Origin of the sequence: Haloprofundus salinisoli, assembly GCF_020097815.1 — an archaeon.
Classification (GTDB): Archaea; Halobacteriota; Halobacteria; order Halobacteriales; family Haloferacaceae; genus Haloprofundus; species Haloprofundus salinisoli.
Window position 1 is genome coordinate 2257335 of the sequence record NZ_CP083663.1, and the last position, 20280, is coordinate 2277614.

The 20280-nt window shown below is 52.0% G+C and carries 14 protein-coding genes; 3 read left to right on the forward strand and 11 right to left on the reverse strand.

Features of this window, described 5'->3' with window-relative positions:
• Positions 1-286 precede the first annotated feature (286 nt).
• Both LAQ73_RS11990 and LAQ73_RS11995 read right to left on the reverse strand, forming a co-directional pair.
• Positions 287-1489, reverse strand: coding sequence for a hypothetical protein (locus LAQ73_RS11990; RefSeq protein WP_224268514.1), 1203 nt, complete (start codon positions 1487-1489; stop codon positions 287-289).
• Positions 1490-1600: 111 nt separating this feature from the next.
• Positions 1601-1780, reverse strand: a complete 180-nt coding sequence (locus tag LAQ73_RS11995; protein ID WP_224268515.1) for a hypothetical protein — start codon at positions 1778-1780, stop codon at positions 1601-1603.
• 435 nt (positions 1781-2215) lie between these two features.
• Between LAQ73_RS11995 and LAQ73_RS12000 the strand changes: the two genes are divergently transcribed.
• Complete coding sequence (locus LAQ73_RS12000) at positions 2216-2980, forward strand: hypothetical protein (RefSeq protein ID WP_224268516.1); 765 nt, start codon at positions 2216-2218, stop codon at positions 2978-2980.
• 1072 nt (positions 2981-4052) lie between these two features.
• Here the strand turns inward: LAQ73_RS12000 and LAQ73_RS12005 are convergent.
• Positions 4053-4496: a hypothetical protein gene (locus LAQ73_RS12005; RefSeq protein WP_224268517.1), complete on the reverse strand. Its 444-nt coding sequence runs from the start codon at positions 4494-4496 to the stop codon at positions 4053-4055.
• 289 nt (positions 4497-4785) lie between these two features.
• On the opposite strand from LAQ73_RS12005, the gene LAQ73_RS12010 reads away from it, so the two are divergent.
• Positions 4786-6408: a DNA-methyltransferase gene (locus LAQ73_RS12010; RefSeq protein WP_224268518.1), complete on the forward strand. Its 1623-nt coding sequence runs from the start codon at positions 4786-4788 to the stop codon at positions 6406-6408.
• Positions 6409-6461: 53 nt separating this feature from the next.
• On the opposite strand, the gene LAQ73_RS12015 is transcribed toward LAQ73_RS12010, so the two are convergent.
• On the reverse strand, positions 6462-8114 hold the full coding sequence (locus tag LAQ73_RS12015) for a DNA-methyltransferase (RefSeq protein WP_224268519.1): 1653 nt from the start codon (positions 8112-8114) through the stop codon (positions 6462-6464).
• Positions 8115-8218: 104 nt separating this feature from the next.
• Here LAQ73_RS12015 and LAQ73_RS12020 point away from each other — a divergent pair, with 104 nt between their 5' ends.
• Entirely contained in the window at positions 8219-8770 is a 552-nt protein-coding gene (locus tag LAQ73_RS12020) for a hypothetical protein (protein ID WP_224268520.1), read from the forward strand.
• 56 nt (positions 8771-8826) lie between these two features.
• Here LAQ73_RS12020 and LAQ73_RS12025 read toward each other — a convergent pair whose 3' ends face one another.
• The 7 genes from LAQ73_RS12025 to LAQ73_RS12055 form a co-directional block, all read right to left on the reverse strand.
• Positions 8827-9255, reverse strand: coding sequence for a hypothetical protein (locus LAQ73_RS12025; protein ID WP_224268521.1), 429 nt, complete (start codon positions 9253-9255; stop codon positions 8827-8829).
• Positions 9248-11248 (reverse strand): AAA family ATPase, encoded by a 2001-nt coding sequence (locus LAQ73_RS12030; protein WP_224268522.1) that lies wholly within the window; start codon positions 11246-11248, stop codon positions 9248-9250. Before LAQ73_RS12030 ends, LAQ73_RS12025 begins: the two co-directional genes overlap by 8 nt.
• Entirely contained in the window at positions 11245-11442 is a 198-nt protein-coding gene (locus LAQ73_RS12035; RefSeq protein WP_224268523.1) for a hypothetical protein, read from the reverse strand. The genes LAQ73_RS12030 and LAQ73_RS12035 overlap by 4 nt, the downstream gene beginning before the upstream one ends.
• Before the next feature lie 81 nt (positions 11443-11523).
• On the reverse strand, positions 11524-13380 hold the full coding sequence (locus tag LAQ73_RS12040) for a DEAD/DEAH box helicase family protein (protein ID WP_224268524.1): 1857 nt from the start codon (positions 13378-13380) through the stop codon (positions 11524-11526).
• Positions 13381-13565: 185 nt separating this feature from the next.
• Positions 13566-15731 (reverse strand): PD-(D/E)XK nuclease family protein, encoded by a 2166-nt coding sequence (locus LAQ73_RS12045; protein WP_224268525.1) that lies wholly within the window; start codon positions 15729-15731, stop codon positions 13566-13568.
• Positions 15728-17203 carry a UvrD-helicase domain-containing protein gene (locus tag LAQ73_RS12050; protein ID WP_224268526.1) on the reverse strand — a complete coding sequence of 492 codons (1476 nt, stop codon included), beginning with the start codon at positions 17201-17203 and terminating at the stop codon, positions 15728-15730. Before LAQ73_RS12050 ends, LAQ73_RS12045 begins: the two co-directional genes overlap by 4 nt.
• A complete protein-coding gene (locus tag LAQ73_RS12055) occupies positions 17196-18476 on the reverse strand; it encodes a hypothetical protein (protein WP_224268527.1) in 1281 nt (426 codons plus the stop codon). The genes LAQ73_RS12050 and LAQ73_RS12055 overlap by 8 nt, the downstream gene beginning before the upstream one ends.
• Positions 18477-20280: the final 1804 nt, after the last annotated feature.

The window sequence follows — 20280 nt, forward strand, 5'->3', positions numbered from 1 at the left end:
GGAGGTGTGGGGTGTGGATGCGAGTCGAGACTGTGATTTGTGGGAGACACAACTAAATGTCATTCAAGAGATTGCCATGAGATAGTGCATTCCGCAAGCGCTCATCGAAATTTCAGGACACGAATTACGCCGAGCGATAATTACACAATATGCTAACCATATTGATTTGATTGATTTTCATGAAGTACAGGCTATAGCTGACCATAAGCAGATTTCTCAAACGCGTGATTGTGTGAAAGATGATTAGAGCGTGATCAAGCCGAAGATGCGCCAAGTAACGTTTAGCTCATTTATGGTAAATGAGACTCATGAGAAACTTACTGAACATTGAACCACCAATTTTCGAAATTGCTTTCTTGAGCTCAGAATCATGTTCAATCATCCAATTAGCCATCTCTGCAATCCGTTCCTTGATGTGATCTCTATTCTCGGGAACTAGCGTCCTACAAGCCTTTCCGCGGAGTTCCTCTAAATTATCGGCGAGAAGTAGTGAGTCGTCTAGTACAGCAAGTTGCCAGTGTTCAATTGGATGGCCGATCAATGTTTTGCGATTGGGACGGTTCGTTAGTGACGCTTGTATTTCTCTGAACTTCCGTTGAATGGAGAACATACTGTTTTGTTCATATTTTGAAACATCTAAAGCGACCAATATATTATTCAGAATCTGTAGTCGTTTTCTTCGTCGTTGCTGAATATGATTGTCTGAGAACTCTGGAGTATAAATGAATGCACCTCTGTCCGTTATAACCAATTTATCGTCTGCAAGAAGGCCAAAATTACTATTTGTTATTTCATCTTGGATATGTTCTGCAAGGTCTTTTGGTTGGCCAGAAACGACTTTTGACACAGCGGGGTCATCGACGTTTTCCCCCGAATACACGTAAGATATGAAGAATAAATCACTGTAAGAGGGGGTATCATCATGATGATTTTTTCCGCCAATTATTAGCTCGTCGATTAGTGTACCACGAATATATGAGAAAGGGTCCACTGAGGATTCAATTGAATTCCCTGTGACAGAGACTTCATATGGAATATCATTTATAAACTTGATATATTCGGTCGTGGAAAGGGTTTCAGAAACTCGGTAATAAAGCTTCAATCGAATAGAAAATAGGCCAAATGCATAGTATACTATCTCACATTCGGACTTGTAATCTTCTATACCATACTTATCTATGAGTGAATTACTGATCTCTACTTTGAATTCTGGATTTATATACAGTGGGCGAAGGTTTTTTGACGAGAATTCTACTTCATTTGGTTTACAATTATCCCAGAACTGCCAGTAGCCATCAATATCTCCAATGCCAAGTATATTTGTGCGATTAATCTCCTCAGGGAGTTCATCATAAGGATCATACCGACTACCATCAAGAACAGCTTTGTTCAGTTTGGTGAACCAATCGTCAACCGATATTTGTTCAAGAATTATTTCTGGAAAAAACATATTGTTTCCAATTACTACTGTTCCTTCCGAAATCTCCATGACTAAAGTGGAACAGTATCAGTTAAGTAGTTAGCGGTCAAACACTTTGTGGACTCGACAGCCCGTAATGGGCTGTATAGGGTCCATCGACCGTTACCACCTGAATCGGCTCTACCAGATGTCGGTCGACGTCCGACCGAGGTCGAACGCCAGAATGAGTGCTACGATGAGGAGGGTCACGGCGAGTGCCGGTCTGGGAGTCAGGATTTCCGCCAGTCCGAGCGCGCCGACAGCCACCATCCCGACGGCGAGTGCGAATAGCGAGAGTGGACGGGGACCGATTGCGGACATAATACCACTAATTGACGCAGAACCGCCTTAGAACCCGTCACCACTGAGAGCCGCCCAGACAATCCCCACCGCAATCAGGATTAGTACCATTGAGGAATCGAGGACTCGTAGAGTTCGCGGCGGTGTTCGATGTTGGTTCTTCGTTGATGCGGCGGTGCGTGGCGGTTGTGAGCGGGGTTCAGTGCTTGCCTCGCGCTCAGGGAGTTCGCAATAGGGCGACCGCTGTTCGGCGTCGTATGGAGCGGAATTGCACTCGCGTACGTGTGGCTATTGCGCCAGCAGGACCCGCCGCGTCCGCGAGCCCTCACGCTCGGCAGAAAGATAATGCAGTATCAGAAGTGGTCATGGGATCACGTTCGGTCCTAATGGTGCCGACGGCACCGTGGGGCCATCTTAACAGCGGTTTTTTGTCCGTCGGTGAAACATGATACTCGAATGGATCAGCTGACGAAGTGGCAGTTGGCGACGGTCAAATCAATCCAAGTGCTGTATGAGGACGATGATCTTCCGGAAAATGCCGATGAGCAACTCGAGACACTCGACAGACAGTCGGTTCTGCTAGGGGATGGCCCCGAATTGGAGGCGATGATACGGCTGGTTCGGGCACGAGATGGCCGACGACTTGCGCTTTCAAATCTGTATAACATGTTCTCCCAATATTGCCAAGCCGGCGGCAAGCTTGACCGATGGCACTTTCTGCATACTGCTGAGCTGTTCGAAGTACAACGACTGTTCGGAGAACAGGAAGTGGAGGCCTCACTCATCCGAGGAACGTCAGCACTAGAACATACCTTAGAGGAGGAAGTCGACATCACTGCACATTGGCCAGACTATGACCCAGACGAAGATTACACCCGATTCGTGAAGCTCATCGACTGGGCGTTTGAGGACGGCGTGATGACGTATCAAGATTTGAAACTCCATCATTTCGTGCGAACCGTTCGGAACCGGTTCGCTCACCACACTTGGTTGGATCGTGGCGACGATTTTGATATCCTGGTGCTGTCGGGTCGGGTCATCATCTATCTGCTGGATGCCCATGTGCAAGCGCGGTTCAACGCGATTGAGGAGGTGGAGCTTGAGAACTTCATCGAAGGGCTCGACCCCGACGAGGCGTATCTCGGAGTTATTGAGGACGACCACGGGTGGGAGTTCAGGGAATTCCAGAAACGATGGCGCGTCCCGGATAGTCAGTCCTAGCGGCGCTACGTGTCTCCATCACAGAACCCGGTTTATCGGTGCGAAAGGGGGTGTTTGTTGTTGAGAGTCGAAGAAACGGCTCTGACACTATATTCACCGCTGTTCGCTGAAGGGACGACGGCGTCGACCGGACAGTCAGAGCGCAGTTTCGTCCCACGCCTCCTGTACGCGATCGTGGTTCGCCCTAGCATCAAGGTACCTGCGCCGCTGGTCCTCGTTCTTGTCGATGTCCATTAAACTCACACGATTGAGACCCGAGTCCAATGCCACGCTCCGCTAGGAATCTCCAGTGTCGATACGTTCGAGGGCGGCGACAACCGTGAGGTAGCTTGTTTCCACCGTCCCGTCTTCTTTCTCACGTGGTTCAATGACGGGTTCAAGGTATCCATCAGTAACGCGGAAGCCGAGCGGTGGTTTAGTGGTCCACTTGCCTTGGCGTGTAGCTTCACGCCGGCCCCGAAGAGCACGGCGGTGTGCCTGCTTTGCCTCTTCCTCGTACCAGAGAGAACTGCTTAGCGAAGAACGCGCTCATTGGATTGTCTGGATCGATAGCATCGCTCATGTCACCAAGAAGATATATGGTAGTGCCTGTCTCGACTGCGGAGTCAATGAAATCAGCACTAGTTGCGAGGATGCGAGAGATCCAACTGATTTCTACCATGACCACGTCGGTGTACTTGCCGCGTTCAACTGAATCGACGAGGTGGAGGAATTATTCTCGGGTTGAGTCGGCCCCACTTTGCTCAAGGTCAACGTAGACGTCAGCTTGGGTGATGTCGAAGTCCTGTTCCTTGAGCCAGTCTTCGATGCTCCCTTCTGGGATTGGCTTCCAGATTCTTGTTTGGGCGTAATATGCTGCTTTGGAGGGCATATCGTCGTAATGGAAGCTACAGATCTACTAGATATAAAGCTCGTGACTAACCTACAGTGTGAAAGCTTCCCTGTTGAGTCGAGCCCACTATCCTACAGGGGAAATTCAGAAATTTCCAGTATTGCAAGTGAACTTATCAGAAAATACCCACTAGAAACGCCCAGTAATGCTGCGCTTTCACTTCCACTCCGGATGGGGAACTCATATACTCGTATCCGTCGTTTGTCTCAACAAACCGACTCCGATACCCAGTTCGAGCCCACTTCCCGTCGACGTACCTGACTTCCACGCAACCTCCGACTCTGTAATGCTCCCGGCCACATCTCTATTTGTGAGCACATGGGTACCATCCTCTGTCGATTGAGAGTCAGCAGGCTGTAACGGCGTCCCCTCGGCCTCCTCCGCATCCGCGTCAATGTCCTCCACCGTGGTGACTGTCCCGCCAATACGGTGGAATCGTAGCGATCCCATTTTGACACGCGGCCCGATGTTCATCATCCCACGATCCTTGACGGTGTCACGGAACATGTCCTGTTCCGCTTCAACGATAGAGGCAGGAATCGTCTCCTCCACAGATCTAATCTCAACCTCTGTCGAAGGGTACTCCATTCCCTCTGTGAAATCCCAAACCGTTTCATCTGTCATCTTACTATACTATGCTATTGAATTCGATTTCATTTCGCGTACTTATCCATGTACGTGATTGTCTGACAGCACATACTAATTTGAAGGTATTGGAACACCTACTGGGCTAATAGAGACTAGAGTGAAGCAATGGGTGCGAGCCATACACTCTCAATGAAAATAGAAAATAGTCAATTAGGAAGGAGATAGTTCTGATCACAACGCTTTTGATCAAGGCATGGGAGGGATTGTGTATGCATACGATTAGAAACCGAGTGAGTGATGCCCAACATCCAGGAGAACTATATTCATGAGTCAGTCGCTCAGAGAGCGGATTCAGGAGCAGGGAAGTACGATGATATTGGGTGACTCTACTAACCTTCGTCAACTCCTTGAGTCAGAGTACGATGCTGAAGAAGTAGAGGGAGCGGTCGATGTGACCATTACCTCACCACCGTATGCAGACCGGAAAATCTACGAGGCAGCTCGGGAGGACCAGATTGGCATTGATGAGCCATATAATGAATACCTATCCAATCTTAAACGCGTCTTCGAGGATGTCTATCAAGTCACTAATGATACAGGGACACTGTGGGTTGTCGTCAACACGTTCAAAGAGGACCATCGCATGGTCGACCTACCTGGCGACATCATAGACATCTGCAATGGGGCAAATACGCCTTCGTACTGTCCGAAGTGTGAAACCCAGGGTCTGACAGTGCCAGTTGAGTCTAGTGCCGACGGGTCACGAAAATACTGTCCGAACTGTAATGCTCCTCTCGGAGGGGATGGGTGGCTATTGCAGGACATCGTAGTTTGGGACAAGAAGCGAGCCCTACCATACAGCTCGAAAGGGAGCTTCAGGAACGTCTTCGAATATGTTCTGTGTTTCAGCAAGACCAAGACCTTCGAGTTCAACTTAGATAAGATTCGAAATCCGAACCTGGAAGACCTCAAAGAGTGGTGGGTGAACTACCCGGAGCGGTATCATCCCCGAGGTAAACTACCGGACAATATCTGGTCTATGGTGACACCCTCACAGGGAGCGTTTGCGGATACGTCGGTCGACCATCCTGCGCCGTTCCCACCGCGACTCGTTGAGCGCATCCTTGATCTGACGACGAAAACTGATGATGTTGTGTTGGATCCATTCGCAGGTTCGGGGATGGTCTGTGCACAGGCCAAAGCGATGGGCCGGCATGCTATCGGTGTGGAGCTGAGTGAAGCGTACCTAGAGCGCTACAGCAAGTTGGAGACCGAAATTGCCGAAAAGTGGGCTACACGATTGGAGAATAATAAGGTTCTCCAAAAAAAGCAAAAGGAGTTTACCCGAGCCATCAGTGGTCTGCGTCAAATTCGGTTCTGTCGGGAACTCATTCGGTCACTTGGTAAAAACTATGACCTACCGGTGGGGAAGCTGGGGGTCGAAGGTATCCTCCACGACTCAACGGCGATTGGTGATCCAACAGCGAATCCGCAGGCGTTCATCGAAATGGAGGTCGAACTGTTGTGTGACGAACATAATCTCCCCGAACCCTTGGCTGCATTTAGCGAGACTGTCCATACGGTCATGAATGAAAAACCATGCAATTCCTTTGGCATCGATTCGAACGTGAATTTGACGCCCGTAGAAGGGGATAGGGTGACTCTTAAGGCCAGCCAGCTGTTCAACGACCGAAAGGAGAAGCAACGTGGCTACTTGTACACCGGTGGTGCTCATAACCAGTACAAAGACCAAGCTCCACTGATAGAACTCGTGGCGACTATTGAGGAGCACAGAGATAGCAGGAATGTCTTTCCGCCAATCATCAGCACTGTCGGGGTAGATATCCCCCAGCCAGGGAATGTGTGTCTGGAGTGTGGTGAGTACACCTACAGCGTTGAGTACAGTTCCGAAGACATCCCCGAGATGAAAGTTCCCCTGTCACAGTAGGACACAGACCATAGATGACATAAATACCGTCATTAGGTGTTTGCAATCACTGTTCAGAAAAAATTCGACAAGGACGTATTGATGTGGTCCTCTGTGGATTGAATCTGAGTAGTTCCGAACTCAGTGTCCGACGCAGGAGGATTGTCAAGGAGTTGCTCGGAGAACTTCGGTCCGGAATCGCTTCGCTCAACGTAGACGAGAACATTGCTCACAAGCGCCGGGCAGTAGTTGCTTGCTGTGTGGCTGCGCCACCGTTCAGGGTCATTCCTGGCATCACCCCAAGCTTGTTCCGAGAGGGCTCTAGCCACTTGTTCGTGCTGGCCATTGGTGTAAATATAGGGCCCTCCATTGTAAGTTGGGAGTGACCCGTAATCGATATTTAACAGCGATTTAGTCCGAATAGTCGGATTGATCTTGAAGCCGTTCCAAGGCTCTTCGGCGGCCATGGCTTCCAGCCGGTCGAGATACTGACTGCCATCGACATCAGGATCGAAGACATAGGTGTAGGCAGTTTCCATAGTCTTGACGACGCCCTCGACCATCGATGGATCAGGTATCTCTGAATCTACGATGATGGAATGCAACCCGAGGTCAGCAATCGTATCGATGGATGAATCGCGGTCTCGTATTTCGGTACGGAGCTGTGTAGAGGCTTTCTTCGCGTAGACTAGCTGGCGAAGACCCCATATCGTTCGCGCCAGACGATCCTGTTGAAGTTCCAGTGTCTCATTGCTGGCTTGGCGCTCTTGCCAACGCTTACGCAGGTACTCCAGAACGTCTCCATAGTTCGCGAGATATGTATCGCTGATCTCAAAACCCAGACCCCGACGGCCCATGAGCATCGCTTGAGCAACTGTCGTGCCGGAACCGCCGAAAGGGTCAAACACCATTCCCCCTTCTTCAGTTGTCAGTTGTACAATTCGTTCGACCAATTGTGGTGGAAATGGTGCGGGATGACCTGGCCAGTTTTGATTCCAGCCCCCTTGGGTCGGAGTAACCATCTCCCAGACGTTATCGGGGATTTTGCCCCGCGGGTTGTATCGCTCGGGCCAATCAACCCACCACTGTTCTAGTTCGCTCTCGTCGGCAATACGAACGCTGTCGAAGTCAAATGCTGGGCCGTCCGATTTAGTGAAACAGAGGATGTACTCAAAGACATTGCGGAACGTCTTGTTCGCGTAGGGGCGCGCTCGCACCTTGTCCCATATGATCGTGTCGTGATGACTCCAGGAATCTTCAATTGTGGCATAGCCACAGGCATGACAGGTTGGACTCATGGAGTGTAGGTTAGCAGCGAGTTTTGTGCCACAATCAGGACACAATTCCATACCTTGAATATTCTCACAAATTTGGACGATGTCACCTGGGAGGTCAACGAATCGACCGCGCTCACGGAAGGAGTTGACTATGACCCAGAGTGACCCGTCCAGTTTGGTCAGCTCGTAGGTTTGCCGGAATATGGTACGGAGGTCTTCAATATAGTCCTCGTAGGCATCACCGAACCCAACTTGAGTATCTCGGTCTGTATCATACTCTATCAAATCCGAATATGGTGGGGAAGTGATTGTCACATCGATAAACTTGGAATCGGCGACTGCATCACCGAAGAGTTCACGGATGTTCGACCGGAGCTGGCGGCTGTCTCCCTGCTGGAGCCCATCGATGTCGTTAGATAAGGAAGGGAGAGAACGCTCATTATCGCCCATGTTGACTTCACCCTATAGGTTCTGCGTACATGAGTCTGTAGATTTGCAAGACAGGAATATGTTAATCAACATGTTTATGATGTCAGTATCGTGACTCTCAGGTCATGTCAAACGCTTCCAAGCCTAAAGAAACGGGCGAGAAGATTGAAGTCGCGATGCCGCTCTTCGGGGGTGGAGATGCCTACCTAGAGACGCTAAAACGTGTCTTGGAATTCGTTGAGATGGCGTCGCCTGAAGAGCAGAAGTTGATTCAATGGTTCAAGACTTCCTTCTCCAACGTTTCCAGCGATTATTCAATTCATCGCCGGTTGCAGTTCCTCCAGTCGTTGCGGTTTATAGCTGAAGAAGACGGTGTGTTCACGCTTGGCGCAGCTGGTCGGCGATTGCGAGCCACCGAGTCAGCGGACGTGGTGTACAATATACTGAAATCGAAAGTCACTGCCGTTGAGGAGATATTGGGATACCTCTGTCGCGGCCAGGTTGAAATTGAGACGCTCGAAAATGCCTTGGACCACGATTATGACCGTGTGAAATGGAAGCTGAACTGGCTTCGAAGCCTGGGTTTCGTAAATCAGGTTAATGGCGAGATTTACATCGCAACCGCGGAAGGTCAAGACGCTTTTCGAGTATATTCTGAGCCCGATTTTAGCCATTAATCCTTCAGACCCGTCATCAGGGTTCTATAGTCCTCGCTAGGCACTACGTCCGTAGCTTACAGGTCATCGTCGAAGATGTCTTGTGAGAGTCGTATAATATCTGTCGAGAGGTGACTCCACATGTTCTCGGGGCTCGTGCGAAGGTCGTCTAGATACGCGACTCCACCTGTAGCGAATTCGCCAGCGATTTTGTAGATTTCGCGTTTATTGTCAAGGATGTCGATGTGGTTGGATTTCTTGATAGCAATAGCCTTGAGGACCCAGCGTTGGTCATCCGACAGCGACGATAAATTCGCTAAGGCGTGACGTGATTCAATCTTCTGCTGGAGGCCTTGGTCGAAGCCGATGGCCGCTGCCAGCACAAAAAGATCTTTGCGGGTCATACCCTTGAAGGCCGAATCAGACTCGGTCGTCAATGCCTCAAAGGTGTCTGCAACAGAGTTGTCGATGATGATGTCTCGGGGTGCACTGGTTTGGTCATTCACGGGGAATCACCTCGGTTGTCTGGTTCTTGTAATTAAGCAGGTATTCATTTGCAACGCTACTAATCAAAAGTGATCTGACGCTGTCGGTGTACTCTTCATCGGTCATGAGGAATGTAATCTGTGTGTTATCTAGGTACTGTGGGAGATTCTCAGCAATGCGCTTGCGGGGCTCACTAGAAATACGTCCCAATGGCGTGTCGATGATGACTGGAGCATCGAACCCGGAGATTTGCGAGAGAGCCGCCATGAATGACAGCGCCAGGACCTGAGTCTCCCCTGCGGATAGCGACCCGATCTTGTTGTCGCCGTGAGGGTCCAAGACTTCGATGGAATAGTCGTCGTTCAATACAAGGTCGTATTCCTCATTCTTCCAAATCAGAGTATTGAAGTAATCCTCGAGATTCTCCTCAGTCTCCTGGCGGATCTCGGCCAGGATGTCGGCTTTGATATGTTCGAGTTCGTCGACGGCCTCTTCAGTGAACTCTATTTGGGCAACTAATCCGCGGTAGCGATCGTGTTTGTCGAGTTCGCGCTTGAGCCCCTTATCTTTCTGCTCAAGTTCGCTTTCAATTTCTGCAATTTCGTTTTCTAGAATCGCAATTTCACCATTCAGGTTGTCGCGCGTATCCTCTAAGCGCTCGAGTTGGTCTTCCAAGGAGCCGACATCAACGTCATCGTCAGGTAGCTCGTACGCCTGAAGTTCTGAGGAAATGTCCTTGACCCGCTGCTGGTCACTGTCGATTTCGTCTTCCAACTCGGCGATGAGCTGGCGCCTCGAACGAATTTGCTTGACCTTATCCTTGGCGGCGTCGATGATTGAAGGGATACGCGTCTTGCCCTCCATCCCTTCCTCAGTAGCCTCTGGAATTTCATCTCGGAGGTTCTGTAGGCGTTGCCTGTGGGCCTCGATCTCGTTGCGTTCTTCCTCGGACTCTGCCCACTCAGGGTCTAGGGGCTGCCCACACATGCATTCACCTTCCTCGATAAGTTCGTCGATAAACCATCGCCGTATTTTGGGAGGAAGTTCTCCTTTGCTCTCTTTCTCGGAGAATTCTTCCTTGGCATAGTGCAGCGCTCTGTGGGCGTACACGGTTGGCCCGGCCTCCAACATGAGCTCGGTAACCTCCTTTTGAAGGCGTAGGACTCGCTTTTCTTTGGCTTCGATATCCTCACGGAGGTCATCACGCTCCTTGTAGCGGCGACGGACCTCTTCGTTGCTGATATCCGCCATCTTGTTACGGACGTTTCGGATGTTCTGCTCTGTTTCCTCAAGGTCACGCTCCTTCAGGCTTTTTTCCTCTTTGGTCTCCTCAATCTCGGCTTCTAGTGCCTCGATTTCGTCCTGTAGCTCACCGACCTCACCCTCGGCATCTTCGGCGTCGTTCTGAAGATCACTTTTGGTTTTCTTCAGATGGTCGACCGATCGGTTCAGGAGCTGGGTGTGTGAGACATCTAAGATTGCGTCCTTGACATCTGTCGGGTAACCCTCCGAGAAGAATCCCTCGAGGTCCTCACCATCAAAGAGGAAATAGTCAGAGACGTTTCCGGGCAGGATCTGGGTGAGGTACGTGTTGGGGTTATTCTCGGTGACCCAGTTTCGGTTGTCGTAACGCTGGAGTGTGAGGTCGTCTCTAACGTCCTCAAACCCGCCATCGTCCCGTTTGTATGTCTCGAAGTCGCGGCGGAACCGGTACTTTGGGTTATCGTATCCTAATGTAATCTCGACGAAGCCCGAAGCGGATTCGCCTGGCTCTAATTCACTCAGCTTTGGCTGGGAGACGTAGGGAAGCTGCTCCTCTTCGGAATCTCCGTTGTGCTCTTCTTTACCGTAGAAGCACAGTGTCACCGCATTGAGTAGATTGGATTTGCCCGCCCCGTTTTGTCCTTCGAGGATGTTGATACGGCTGTGTTCGGGACAGGATAGATCGATAGCCTGTTCGCCAGCGTACTGGCGGTAGTTCTTGATTCGAATTTCGTGGATTTCCAAGCTCATTTGGAATCCCCCTCTTCGGGGTTGGGAGCGTACTGCTTCAGCAGTTTGCGGTAAGTGCTTTTGAAGTGTGGCTGGTCGCGGTCCATCTTCGAGCGTTCGAACGCCAGGGCTTCCTGGATGAACTCACGAAGGTCACCGTCGCCTATCTTGTCGACTTCGGCGGTAATTCGTCGATTGACGTCTTCTTTTTCCATTGTCATAAGGTGATGTGGTATCTTTTGTTCGTAGACGGAACGGACAGAGTTCTCGTTCGCGTGATGCTCTGTCCCGTAATTTTATAATTCATACTGAGTTCGAAGTGGTTCAATACGGTTACGTGCTTGGACTGCGTTTTTGGCGAGTCCTGCAAACTCCTCAAAGCGTCTGAGTTCCTTACGGAGTAGTCCTTTTTCAGATTTGATGAGCGTCCGATCAGGTTTCAGACTTGGCACAACAATGATGTCATAGATGTCTGCGTAGTCCTTTCCGAATTCATCGGCCCGACGGAGGACTCGCCCGCGGCGCTGGACGAACTGCATGGGATTGTTACTGTTGGACATCAGAATCGCCCGCTGAGTAGAGGGAACGTTGACTCCTTCGTCTAGGCATTTCATCGCTACCAGAGCGTCGTATCGGCCATCGGCAAAGCTCTTCAACAACTCGGCTCGTTCCTCGGTCTCCTCTTCAGCAGTGAACCGATGTTGTATAATGCCTTCCTCGTTGAGCACGTCCTGGACGTAATCGAACTGCTGGGGGTTCGTGTAGACTAACAGGTGGTCTCGTTCATGCTCAGCTATATCGCGAATGATGCGCCGGAGTTGCGGAATCTTGTTATTGGCAGCCTTGACCATACGTGCTCGCTTGAGCATCAGTCGTTCCAGTAGCTCTTGGTCTGGATCTTCTTTGGAGAATTCTGTGGCAATCTTCCGAGAGATGTTTCGATATATCGCCAGCTCTTCCTCGGTTAGTTCGACGATGACCGGGTAGTAGTTGTAAGGCACTAGGTACTCCGGAATGGCGTCTTTCAGCGGAAATTCATAGATAATATCGCCGAAGTACTCTAAGAGGTACTCTGTGCCGGTCTCGTCGTACTGGCGTTCAGGCGTCGCCGAGAGGCCCAGTCGGAAGTTGTACCCTCGGTGGAGCCCCTTTCGTCGATTTTCAGAACCTAGACCATGGACTTCATCGGCGATGAGTAACGCCTCGCAGGGTGCCTGCTTGGTCTGTTCGATGAAGTAGTCGTGACTCATCGAGGTATGGGTCGTCAGGACGATTTCGCAATCTCTAATCCCGATTGTGAGGTCATCAATGGCCTTCGAAAGGTCCTGCTTCCAGTTGCGGTTGGCGCTCCCGTAGACATGCTTGCTGCGCGAATAGCCCCACTCCTCAAGTGACTCTTCCCATTGTGTCGCGAGATGCGTGTAGGGAACGCTCACCACGATGAGCAACGGGTCGGTCCGATCCTCAATGAACTCATGCATTGCGCCTAGAGCAGTGTATGTTTTGCCAGTCCCAGTGGCCATTCGAAAGAGCCCGTGGTAGCCGTTAGTCTTCCAAGCATCGACCGCCTCTTGCTGGTAGTCTCTAAGTTCGATATCCGGTGTGTTCATATCTGGAAGTGTGTATGGTCGCTGAGTGGTGGTTCGTAGCGAGATAATCTCCTCGTAGACAGCGTCTGGTATGGAGTAGATGCTGACGTTGTCGTCCTCATCATTCCAAAGTCGCTCGAACCGCCGGTCGTGTTGCATAACTCGTTGGGTCTCGCGATCGTCAATCCAGTCTGCGAACACATCATATGATTCGTAGTTGCGGAATCCACGTTCGGAATCGTTCTGTGAGCCGTGGACAGCGACCCTATCGCCTGTCGCCGACTCGAATATTGCCCATTTGTCATGGAACTCACCGTCGAGGCGATTAGTTGGGACCGCAAAGCGGATCTTAATGATCCCGTCAGCAATGAGCCAGCCGAGCGCGTTCTTAGTGTCCTCGGAGAGGCATTGGTGTAGATCTGTAACCTGGTCCTTTAGTCTGTTTCGGAGTATTTGGTCCTGCTGAGCCTGTGAGCCGGTTTTGATGGCCTGCCAATCGGACTCGCTGAGTTGCGGGCTAGTGATGATCTTAGCCTTACCGCCATGCTTGGCGAGTGTTGTCATACCGGCTGCGTTTTCTCGCAACCACCCACTGGTGAAGTAGCCTACCCCCCGTTTATACTCTGCCGTCCGTTCTAACAGGGGGACATACAGTTCTGAGACGAAATCCGTCCGACTAGTGTCGATGACGGCAGGAAGGTCCAAGTCTCGAAAGGATGTTTGCTCCCGTCGGTTAGGGTGGGTCCCAGTCATAGCTGATCACCGCCCTCGTCCGTCACAGGCCCACAGCCGAGGTAGCTGTACGGGCAGCCCGCACAGTGATCGCCCGGCGTGTAATTGTCGAAAGAGACGGTTGCAAGAGTCTCGACGTACGGGCGTGCGTGGGTAGCCGACGTCTTGGCCAAGGACTCGCCCCTACTGGCACGCTCGTAGGTGCTGACACCTACGTTGTCGGGATGAACTTGTAGGAACTCACCTGGTAACACCGTCGCATCAGGCCAGCGTTGTTGGAGTGTTTCGTCCTTGCAAAGGGCCAGTTGGTAGATGGCCAATTGCAGGTGATCTGGCTCCTTTGCTCCGGTCTTTAGGTCAATAGGGCGTATGCCCTCTGACGTCCTTTCCACGGCATCGATGGAACCGACGATTTCTCGGCCACCGAGAACTACCTTGAAGGGGACTTCTGTTGCGACAACGGGCCATTCGTTCCCGTCCATGTCGAACAATATCCGAATCCGCTGCTCGACCGCCTCAATAGTCTCTGTATCTTGGTGCTTGTGACTGGTTGCCACTGCATCGAGGCGATCCAACCAATCAGCCAAGTCCTGACTTTGAGGCCACTCATGTTCTGCGACTGCGTGAGTCAGGATTCCGACAGTCCGGGGCGAGGGCCCGTCAGTAGCTGTTGAGCTCGACGACGAATCGTCGATGCCCGGTGCCTCAAGTACACCCTCTAACAAAGCCCGACGTTCGCAGTTTGCACCGGCGCTGACAGCCGTGAACGAGTAGCTACGGTCTAGACTCCGCGGCTTACTCCGCGTACGATCCAGCGCGGTCACGTCAACCTCTGGATCGGTAGTCTCGGCGGCAGTCCGTGTCTCCTGAATGGTGGCAATAAGCGCTTCCGTCTCGGTCGAGACTCCCTCTCCACGGACGCTTAGGTCCGATGGTTCACTGTCCGGCGGCTGCCAGGTCTTTGTCCCGGAGGGCAACACCGACTGAAGTTCAGTCCAAATATCGAAATCGGCGGAGGCTGTGGACGTCTCCAAAGCGTCGTTCAGATACGGGTCCACGTCTGGGAGCAACTGGGATGGGGCTGTCGAACCTGTCGAGTGTCCAATCATAACCAGCAGATCACGGGGGCGGGTGATGCCTACATAAGCCAAGCGGCGCTGGTTATTGATTCGGCGAGCGGCCACGCTCTGCTCAGCAGTGTCAGTGAAACGCCGGAGTCCCCGAGCGACGTGTTCAAGTTGTTCCTTGGAATGCCATACTGGCCAATCAGCCGAAGTCAGATCTGGCATGACGACTACCGGTGCCTCACTACCCTTGGCCTTGTGTATCGTGGAGATGCGGACACCGACCTGCGACGCCGGCACAGTCGCAAAGGTTCGGACATTTCTGATGGCTGTCACCGAACACTGTGCAGCATTATCGTCGACCCCAGTCAACTCGGTCGCTTGCTGAAGTGCATTTAGACTCGGTATCTCGGTTGAGATGCTATCTAGTCCCAGGTACTCTACCGTTCGACCCGATGCCCCTACCAGTGATTGGTGGGCTGCCTCGGAGGCAATCGTTTCCACGTCGGCGAGAAACGCGGTCACGCGTTTGCGGACATCCATCGGATCCATGTCAATGGCCGAATCCGGCAGTATCGCTTGACCCGTCGCGATGTCCTCTTTGATATACTCATAGGGTCGTTTCATGCTGTCCAGTGTCCCATCCCGAATAGCATTCGTAGGATCTTTGGGGATACCGTATAGTACGGTCAAGATATTAGCGATGCCAGCTGCTTGGTCGTCGATACTGTTGCTGTTCGTGATGTGCGAGGCGTTGCAGTCCTTGATACGGATGGCCGAGTCCTCCTCTAAGCACCCGACTGGCTCATCGTGTCTGCGGAGGGCCGTCGCCAGTTCCAGAAGGTCCAGCACAGCGCCGCCGACGGTACCTTTGAGACCCCTATCGCCTACTCGATAGGCGGGAATACCGAGACTGAGGAGCGCCTCTAGGCAATCCTTAGCACGGTCGTTCGTTCGGACAACCACTAGTATGTCCTCCGGAGAGACGGGCGTCGACACCCCAGCGGCCTCTCCTGTCAGGAGATCACATACTGCATGTTGGAAGGGGGTCTCGAAAGACCTGTAATTACTGCTGTCGATAACTGCAATCTGAGCGTCTGTCATGTCGAATTCAGTCATTTATCAGTCTCCGCCTCATTGTTTGTCTGGCTATTCTCTGTACGGTAGGCCAACGTATCGCGGGAGTCCTCACCGTCGATGAGACCGCGAAATCGGTCGCTGAACTCGACGATTTTGGCGCGAGAACGGTAATTCGTATCTAGACAGTCCGTATGGATCTTCTGGAAACCCTGTTCGATACCGCGTTCGAAGAGGTCCCGGTCGCCGCCGCGGAATTCGTTAACCGTCTGGGCGGAATCACCGATAAAGACGACCCTGTCCTCGCCCAATAGCGACACCAACCAAAACTCTAGAAGATTGATATCTTGGGCCTCGTCCACGAACACGATGTCGTAGCTCCCCTGAAACGACTCTGGATTCTGTGCGACTGCCACCGCTGCGTAATAGGTCAAGTCCTGGAAATCAGCCAAGCCTGCCTCGGCACGTACTGACTCGTAGGCTTGATATGCGGCTACCCAATTCGTTAGCTCCAAGGCCTCTGAGGCGAAGTTTCTAAACTCTTCACCAACAGGGAATGAGGTAGGCGCCGATTCTAGGTCGGTGTTCAGATACTCTGTCGGACTGTCGGCGTCAAGCATCGCTGCTGGGACAGCAGCAGTTGCCACAGGATCGGTCGGCTGCTCAGGCCAGTTGTCGTAGGTGTATGACACCATGGCTTCGCAGGTCGCTCGCAAGGTTATCAAGTTCCGTGTCACGAGGGCCTCAGTCCGACTACTGGGTCGAAACGACTCGGCGAGCGCGTTGGTATGAGTCCGCAGCTTTTCGAGTCCATTCAGGACCGCCATTTTGTCTTCCCGGCTCGTGCCACCAGGCACGATTTCCGTCTCGACGATGTCTGACATCTGTTCGAGGAACCCGTCAAGGCGGTCGGCCAGCGACTCTGAGAGTTCTAACTCCGCCGCATCGATTACGGGGTCGTCGACAGGCAGGCGGCTAGTATCCAGCTCGTTGAGCGAGACGGGGTCTACCCTGATACCGGCTGACTTTAATGCGTTTACAACGCTCAATAACCGCTGGGAGCCGATGTCGACGTCGATCTCCTCACACGCTTGGACCGCGATGGCAGCTTGCTTGGCTTCGTCCGCAATGTCGAAGTCTATCGGTAGATCGACCGTCGAGGCTGCTGCCCCGCCAATATCTAGTTTCTCGCGGGCCTGCTTGTGCAGTGTTTGGATAGTTAAATCCGGAACTACCTCGGGTAGCTGTGTGGCGAATTCGGCACGTAGGTCTGCCGGAACTGAGACGTTGAACGCCACTACGAGCATCGAGTCTGGGGAGATTCCCTGCTGCACGTGGTAGTCTACTGCAAGCACGATGGACGTCGATTTTCCAGCGCCTGCCGGGCTCTCTATCTTGATGGTTTTGTTGTCTACCTTACGGGGAGCCCGCTGAGGTATGGGGATATGCGAGATCTCATACTCGTAGACCCTTCGACTGTACTCCGCGTCGTCCGTTGAGGGTGATTCACTCATGACTATTGTCCTCGCTTGGCTGCTGTTCTATCACCGACTCCCTCGATAGTGTTGCCAGTGCCTCAGTGAGTTCTTGGCGTACGTTGTCTTTTATCTCTGAGGGCGCCGTTTCGACGCTGTTACGGAGCTCTATACAGAGTGCTCGCAACTCCGAAACGTCGTAATCTCCCTCTTCGATAGTCTCTCGAATTTCTCTAGCTGTGGCGATATCATTGTGAACGGCAGTCGTCACAGGCAGGGCGTCTTCGATGGCACTTACCAGCGTTGAGGGCATGGCGTCGCTCTCGTCGTCGGGCGCGAAGAGATGGACTTCGGCGGTGGCTCTGTCAATGGCCGTTCCCAGCTGTCTGGCATGCAGCGCTAACCAATACTGGCTGCGGAGGTTGCTCCGTTGAGGGGCGTGGCCGAATGTCTCCCTGATGGCCGCTTTGGTCGGAGCGGTCATTGTCGGGTGAGCTTGCCAGCCCGGCGACCCCGGTGGGAAGAGCTTCGTGGGCTCGGGAGAGTCGTCGAAGGAGTCCATGGAGACGTCCATGACGCAGATAACGTCGTAGTCCCGGTCCAGTTGCATGATGGAGGTCAGTGTCACTCCGTCGTTCTGAACTCCGTCGAGTTGATAACGTTGACCCCAGTCATCGTCGCCGAGGGCGTCTAACTGATTGTCAAATTCTTCCCAGGCCCCCTCGAAGAGGTCGTCGTTATCCATGAAGGAGGCGACCGACAATGCACGCGCATAGTGTTCGATAGCCGCTTGTTGCTCTGGGGTCCCCGTCGATTCCACAAAGACGGAGGAGTCGGCTTCACCCAGAAGACGCTCCAGAACATTCGCTGTCGTCCAGTAGGTTTCTAGCCCCGTTACGAGAGAGTCGGCCTGACGAACATCCTGAATCAATTGCTGAGTATCAACCACCGTCTGCCGGAATCGCTCGAAGACTCGGATGGTCCTTTCGGTGTCGCCTACTGCGGCTCCTACTAGAAGCTGGAGCTCTAAACGAACCGGGTTCGTGCGTGATGCTGTCGGCACCTCTACGGCCACATTGATACCCACCGCTCTCAAAGCATCGATAAGAGTACCGAAATCACCTGATTCGTCTTTCAGTACGATGGCAATCGACTTGTCAGAAGATGCCTGTCTGATGACCGACCCGACAGCTGTTGCTTGGGCCTTTAAATTGCCAACGCGATGGAGTATAACGTCACATTCGCTCACCACCGAGTCGGCTTTAGGGAGACCACGGCGGAGCCATGCGCCTACCTCGTAAGTTTTACTCACTTAACACCACACTCCGTCAAGGATGCCGCGATAGCACTGGCGCCTCCAGGTTCGGTGTAAGGTCGGCGGATGGCCACGTTTGAGGTGAGTATGACAGTTACAGACGTGTGTTCGGCCAAAGCCCTCACCAAGCGTTCGTCCATCGGCACGAACTCCTCACCTTGGGTCATAACGAGTGGGCGCAGGGCTAATGACTCTGCGTCACGGAGCAAATCTATTGTCCAAGGAATAACCCGGTCAGGCGGCATATACCCGTGCGTCTGGCAACGCTGGATATAGTCCTGAGCGACTCTTCCGATTTGGTTTAGAGGTGACGGTTTGGCTATCAAGTCAAGGTCTCGCCAAAGTGCTTGTTGGAGAACCTTGTTGACCTCCTTGATTACTCCGTTCGGGTCTTTCCGGTAGGCATTGGCGAGTACACCTGAGTGCCAGCTATCCTGCGCGTGAGACTCGATTAGCTTGCACCGCAGAGCGTTTGCTTCTTCCTGACCTAACACTTGGAGTTCGCTCCGTTGGGACGCCAGAAGGTTTCGACACCAGGCAGGGAGTGACATCGCCGAGCCCTGGACTGCTTGTGTGAGAGTCTCAACCCCACTGGGGTATCGACTGACACCAATTGGTAAGCCATTGATGCTCTCATGGGCTTCGCGGACCGTCTTCTCGACCTCGTCCGGTGCGCATCGGACGACGGTGAGCGTAGACTCCTTATTCCGAGTTGCTGGTGGTGGATACACGGGTATTAGATGTCGGTGGCTCTGCAATAGTTCTTCACCTAACAGAATATTTTGCCGGATGTTGGCTGATGTAATTCGTGTCCGTATAGCCTGCTATGAGTTATCTATCAACTAACCTTTTACAGTCTTCTTAGTAACTGGGGCCGCACGAACTCCACTGAAAATTTTTGCGAGAATTTTGGGCGCTTTGCTATTTGGTAATCAGACCCATGGGAACTATTCCTTTACAGGAGATATTTCTTACTCATAGTTTTGCCCGACCGTGAGAAAGCTCACGAGAAAATTTTGGCCTGAATTTTGGATTTCTTATTAACCACAATTTAGTATTACTCTATTAGCTTATAATATATACGCCTGTTCGCCTTTCAGAGAGGATAAAGAACCGCTAACCGGAGTTAATAACATTCAAAGACGATTTCACCATTTTGGCTCTTTGATACCATCAGACAATGTAACGACACAAATCAGCGAATTTTATAAATCCAGTCTAGAGGCCCGATACTATTCAAGTATACGTGGCGATCCTGTAGAAAAATCACTAGTAGCGCTAAAATAGAGTATAAAATTCCCCATACATACATTTCTATGGTGCGAACGTAGATCGCGATTACGGGTCCATTTTGTTGATGAAGGGGGTGCGAGATGGCAAGTAATTTAAACGAGTTTATAGGCGATTTTATTGGAGGATATTCGAAGAAATAATCCGGCATCAACTTCACTGCGTTCGCACCGGGAATTACGCTCCAAACATAAAGCACCGTGACCCGCCGCCTGAATCTCTCCCAAGTAGCGAATCCAACGGAATACGCGATTACTAGCCTGACAATAACCGTTGAAGACGATGGGGAGAACTCCCATCGCCGCTGTAACTCATCGCCAGAGTTCGGTCGACGTCCGACCTGCGCTGAATGCGAGTGATATCGCGACGACGAACAACACCACCCCAAACTGCGGTGTGGGGTCAAGGTGCCCAGAGATCCCGGCGACACCGACAGTACTCATTGCGGCAGCGAGAAGGATTGTCGAGAGTTGTCGAGGGCCGATTTCGCGCATATAGTAGCTACATGCAC

What these genes read in the sequence shown, in the direction of transcription:
- LAQ73_RS11990 (WP_224268514.1), bottom strand. Translation starts at nt 1,489, where the DNA reads ATGGAGATTTCGGAAGGAACAGTAGTAATTGGAAACAATATGTTTTTT.
- LAQ73_RS11995 (WP_224268515.1), bottom strand. Translation starts at nt 1,780, where the DNA reads ATGTCCGCAATCGGTCCCCGTCCACTCTCGCTATTCGCACTCGCCGTC.
- LAQ73_RS12000 (WP_224268516.1), top strand. Translation starts at nt 2,216, where the DNA reads ATGGATCAGCTGACGAAGTGGCAGTTGGCGACGGTCAAATCAATCCAA.
- LAQ73_RS12005 (WP_224268517.1), bottom strand. Translation starts at nt 4,496, where the DNA reads ATGACAGATGAAACGGTTTGGGATTTCACAGAGGGAATGGAGTACCCT.
- LAQ73_RS12010 (WP_224268518.1), top strand. Translation starts at nt 4,786, where the DNA reads ATGAGTCAGTCGCTCAGAGAGCGGATTCAGGAGCAGGGAAGTACGATG.
- LAQ73_RS12015 (WP_224268519.1), bottom strand. Translation starts at nt 8,114, where the DNA reads ATGGGCGATAATGAGCGTTCTCTCCCTTCCTTATCTAACGACATCGAT.
- LAQ73_RS12020 (WP_224268520.1), top strand. Translation starts at nt 8,219, where the DNA reads ATGTCAAACGCTTCCAAGCCTAAAGAAACGGGCGAGAAGATTGAAGTC.
- LAQ73_RS12030 (WP_224268522.1), bottom strand. Translation starts at nt 11,248, where the DNA reads ATGAGCTTGGAAATCCACGAAATTCGAATCAAGAACTACCGCCAGTAC.
- LAQ73_RS12035 (WP_224268523.1), bottom strand. Translation starts at nt 11,442, where the DNA reads ATGGAAAAAGAAGACGTCAATCGACGAATTACCGCCGAAGTCGACAAG.
- LAQ73_RS12040 (WP_224268524.1), bottom strand. Translation starts at nt 13,380, where the DNA reads ATGACAACACTCGCCAAGCATGGCGGTAAGGCTAAGATCATCACTAGC.
- LAQ73_RS12045 (WP_224268525.1), bottom strand. Translation starts at nt 15,731, where the DNA reads ATGACTGAATTCGACATGACAGACGCTCAGATTGCAGTTATCGACAGC.
- LAQ73_RS12050 (WP_224268526.1), bottom strand. Translation starts at nt 17,203, where the DNA reads ATGAGTGAATCACCCTCAACGGACGACGCGGAGTACAGTCGAAGGGTC.